Source organism: Collinsella sp. AM16-21, assembly GCF_003471905.1.
Lineage (GTDB): Bacteria > Actinomycetota > Coriobacteriia > Coriobacteriales > Coriobacteriaceae > Collinsella.
In genome coordinates this window covers 1-4,904 of record NZ_QRKJ01000029.1, presented here as the reverse complement: position 1 = coordinate 4,904, position 4,904 = coordinate 1, and the positions used below count along the sequence as shown (strand labels likewise).

Here is a 4,904-nt window from a genome sequence, read left to right as displayed (position 1 = left end):
GTCCCGCGGGCCGCGAGGTGCGGTTCCGGAAGAGCTCGGGCGATTAGTGCGGCTCGGCTGAGGCTGTCGCCAGCCTTGCACCTGCCGTCTATCGACCAGGTAGTCTACCTGGGCCCTTACCGGAAGGAGAACTAATCCCTGGAACGGCTTCCCGCTTAGATGCCTTCAGCGGTTATCCGCGCCGCACGCGGCTACCCGGCCGTGCCGTTGGTCGACAACCGGTTCACCGGAGGTGCGTCCACCCCGGTCCTCTCGTACTGGGGGCAGCCTCCATCGATTCTCCTGCGCCCACGGAGGATAGGGACCGAACTGTCTCACGACGTTCTGAACCCAGCTCGCGTACCGCTTTAAACGGCGAACAGCCGTACCCTTGGGACCTGCTCCAGCCCCAGGATGCGATGAGCCGACATCGAGGTGCCAAACCTTGCCGTCGATGTGGACTCTTGGGCAAGATCAGCCTGTTATCCCCGGAGTACCTTTTATCCGTTGAGCGACGGCCCACCCACTCGGGGCCGCCGGATCACTAGAGCCTGCTTTCGCACCTGCTCGGCTTGTGGGCCTCGCAGTCAAGCCCGCTTGTACTCTTGCATTCAAAAGGACGGTTGCCGACCGTCCCGAGCGGACCTTCGCGCGCCTCCGTTACCCTTTAGGAGGCGACCGCCCCAGTCAAACTGCCCGCCTGGCACGGTCCCCGAGCCGGTTGACGGCCTCGGGTTAGGACGCCGGTCGCGCGAGGGCAGTATTCCAAGGGCGGCTCCCCGGGGGCTGGCGCCTCCGGATCGATGCCTCCTGCCTATCCTCTACACGCGGGACCAGCGGCCAATGCCAAGCTGCAGTGAAGGTTCACGGGGTCTTTCCGTCCTTCCGCGGGTAAGTCGCATCTTCACGACCAGTGCAATTTCACCGGGTCCATGGTCGAGACAGCGCCCAAGTCGTTGCGCCTTTCGTGCAGGTCGGAACTTACCCGACAAGGAATTTCGCTACCTTAGGACCGTTATAGTTACGGCCGCCGTTTACCGGGGCTTGGCTTCGGGGCTTCGCGCGATGCGCTAACTCCTCCGCGTGACCTTCCGGCACCGGGCAGGCGTCAGACCCTATACGTCGCCTTGCGGCTTCTGCAGAGTCCTGTGTTTTTGGTAAACAGTCGCTTGGGCCTCTCCACTGCGGCCCGCCTCCGCTCCCGGAGCAAGTCCGTTCACGTACGCGCGGGCACCCCTTCTCCCGAAGTTACGGGGCCATTGTGCCGAGTTCCTTGACCATGGTTGACCCGATCGCCTCGGTATGTTCTACCCACCCACCTGTGTCGGTTTGCGGTACGGGCGCGCACGCGCCTGCCTAGGGGTTTTTCTAGGGACCTCGGGCTCACTCGCTTCGCTTAAGTGCTTCGTCCGGAGCCTCGCCCTCCTGCGGACCGGATTTCCCTGGTCCGCGGGCCGCGCTCCATCACGGGGACGTCCAGAACCCCGCCGAGCCACCCCCATCCGTCGCCCCGTCGGTCGTAGCGCCGCGTGCGCGGTGCAGGAATGTCTGCCTGCTGCGCGTCGGCTACGCCTTCCGGCCTCGCCTTAGCCCCCGACTGACCCTGGGAGGATTAGCCTTGCCCAGGAAACCTCGGGTTCACGGCGGACGAGTTACTCTCTCGTCTCTCGCTACTCATGCCAGCATTCTCACTCCCATGCGCTCCACCGTCGGTCGCCCTCCGGCTTCTCCGCCCATGGGAAGCTCCCCTACCGATTCTAATAAATAAAATCCCGCCGCTTCGGTGTCCAGCTTAGCCCCGTGTATTGTCGGCGCATGTCCACTCGACCAGTGAGCTGTTACGCACTCTTTGAATGAATGGCTGCTTCTAAGCCAACATCCTGGTTGTCTGGGCGGACGCACATCCTTTGCCACTCGGCTGGAACTTGGGGACCTTAGCGGGCGGTCCGGGCTGTTTCCCTCTCGAGCACACAGCTTAGCCCACATGCTCTGACTGCCGCGCTCTGGGCCGCCGGCATTCGGAGTTCGGTTGGATTCGGTAGGCGGCGAAGCCCCCTCGTCCATCCGGTGCTCTACCTCCGGCGGTGAACGCGCGACGCTAGCCCTAAAGCTATTTCGGGGAGAACGAGATATCTCCGGGTTTGATTGGCCTTTCACCCCTATCCGCAGGTCATCGCCGCCGTTTTCAACCGACGTGCGTTCGGCCCTCCACGGGGTCTTACCCCCGCTTCAGCCTGCCCACGGATAGCTCACCCGGCTTCGCGTCCGCGGCGCGGGACTCAAGTCGCCCTGTTAAGGCTCGCTTTCGCTTCGGCTCCCTTTCGGTTAACCTCGCCCCGCGCCAGCGACTCGCTGGCTCATTCTACAAAAGGCACGCCGTCACACCATAAAGGTGCTCCGACTGCTCGTGGGCGCACGGTTTCAGGTACTGTTTCACTCCCCTCCCGGGGTGCTTTTCACCTTTCCCTCACGGTACTGGTGCGCTATCGGTCACAGGGTAGTACTCAGGCTTGGATGGTGGTCCACCCAGGTTCGGACCGGGTTTCACGTGCCCGGCCCTACTCAGGGACCGCGTCGCGCCGTCCGGTCTGGGTTCGCGTACGGGGCTGTCACCCGCTGCGGCCGGCCCTCCCATGCCGTTCCGCTCCCCAGCCGGACCTGCGCCCGGGGGCGGCAGCCCCCGGATGCGCGGCCCTGCAACCCCGCCGGCGGAACCCCTGCCGGGTACGCCCGCTCGACGGTTTGGCCATCGGTCCCCTTTCGCTCGCCGCTACTCGGGGAGTCTCGAGATTGATTTCCTCTCCTCCGGGTACTTAGATGTTTCAGTTCCCCGGGTTGTCCTCCCGGCCCCTATGTGTTCAGGGTCGGGATATCCGTACTGCTACGGATGGGTTCGCCCATTCGGAGACCCCCGGGTCGAAGGATGTGTGCTCCTCGCCGGGGATTATCGCAGCTTGCCGCGTCCTTCATCGGCTCCCTGTGCCAAGGCATCCGCCGTGCGCCCGTGGTATCTTGCGGGACCGCTCTCGGGCCCGCGGGATATCCACGTGTCGCTAATAAAAATTAATCGATATCATGAATAGCGCTCGTATGTCGCAATTCGGGTATCTCATACCGCGGCACAGTCTATGTACTGTGCTCGCGATCAGATGCTCCTCACTCATTAATAAGTGAATTCTTCTTGTTTGGATCGGATGAATGATTGCTATCATTCTGTCTGATAAATCGCAGAAAAGAATCGAGTCTGGAAGAATGATCTTCCATCTCTCTCCTATCGCTATGCGGCTCTCAAGGTACGCGGGTGCGACCCCGGGGACCGGGTGCTGCGGGGAATCATCCTGGCGGACATCTACCGGACGGGCTCCTGCCCTCTATTCGAGTTAAAGTTTGTCTCTCTAAGAATTTATCTCCCTAGAAAGGAGGTGATCCAGCCGCACCTTCCGGTACGGCTACCTTGTTACGACTTCACCCCCCTCACCCTCCACACCTTCGGCGCCTCCCCCCTCTCGGTTGGGCCGGCGACTTCGGGTGCAGACGACTCGGGTGGTGTGACGGGCGGTGTGTACAAGGCCCGGGAACGCATTCACCGCGGCATGCTGATCCGCGATTACTAGCAACTCCGACTTCATGGGGGCGGGTTGCAGCCCCCAATCCGAACTGGGGCCGGCTTTCCGGGATCCGCTCCCCCTCGCGGGGTGGCATCCCTCTGTACCGGCCATTGTAGCACGTGTGCAGCCCAGGGCATAAGGGGCATGATGACTTGACGTCGTCCCCGCCCTCCTCCGCCTTGACGGCGGCGGTCCCGCGTGGGTTCCCGGCATCACCCGATGGCAACACGCGGCGGGGGTTGCGCTCGTTGCGGGACTTAACCCAACATCTCACGACACGAGCTGACGACAGCCATGCACCACCTGTATGGGCTCCTCTCGGCCACGGGGTCTCCCCCGCTTCACCCATATGTCAAGCCCTGGTAAGGTTCTTCGCGTTGCTTCGAATTAAGCCACATGCTCCGCTGCTTGTGCGGGCCCCCGTCAATTCCTTTGAGTTTTAGCCTTGCGGCCGTACTCCCCAGGCGGGACGCTTAATGCGTTGGCTGCGGCACGGGGGGATCGTCCCCCCACACCTAGCGTCCATCGTTTACGGCTGGGACTACCAGGGTATCTAATCCTGTTCGCTCCCCCAGCTTTCGCGCCTCAGCGTCGGTCTCGGCCCAGAGGGCCGCCTTCGCCACCGGTGTTCCACCCGATATCTGCGCATTCCACCGCTACACCGGGTGTTCCACCCTCCCCTACCGGACCCAAGCCGCGGAGGTTCCGGGGGCTTCGGGGGGTTGAGCCCCCCGCTTCGACCCCCGGCCTGCCGGGCCGCCTACGCGCGCTTTACGCCCAATGAATCCGGATAACGCTCGCCCCCTACGTATTACCGCGGCTGCTGGCACGTAGTTAGCCGGGGCTTCTTCTGCAGGTACAGTCTTGACTCTTCCCTGCTGAAAGCGGTTTACGACCCGAAGGCCTCCGTCCCGCACGCGGCGTCGCTGCGTCAGGGTTCCCCCCATTGCGCAAGATTCCCCACTGCTGCCTCCCGTAGGAGTCTGGGCCGTGTCTCAGTCCCAATCTGGCCGGTCGGTCTCTCAACCCGGCTACCCGTTGTCGGCACGGTGGGCCGTCACCCCGCCGTCTACCTGATGGGCCGCGGAGCCATCCCCTCCCGTCGGGGCTTTAGCCGGGGTGCCATGCGGCACCCCGGGGTATCCGGTATTACCCGTCCTTTCGGGCGGCTATCCCGGGGGAGGGGGCAGGTTCTCCACGTGTTACTCAGCCGTTCGCCACTCGCTTCCCTCCGGAGAGGGGTGCCGTTCGACTTGCATGTGTTAGGCGCGCCGCCAGCGTTCATCCTGAGCCAGGATCGAACTCTCCGTCCAAAAT

Annotated in this window: 2 rRNA genes; both read right to left on the bottom strand. The window is 63.3% G+C overall.

Features of this window, described 5'->3' with window-relative positions:
- Positions 1-23: 23 nt before the first annotated feature.
- Positions 24-2,997: ribosomal RNA gene (locus DW180_RS09990) — 23S ribosomal RNA — on the bottom strand.
- 397 nt (positions 2,998-3,394) lie between these two features.
- A 16S ribosomal RNA gene (locus DW180_RS09985) occupies positions 3,395-4,900 on the bottom strand.
- Together the 16S and 23S rRNA genes form the textbook arrangement of a ribosomal RNA operon.
- Between the last annotated feature and the right edge of the window lie 4 nt (positions 4,901-4,904).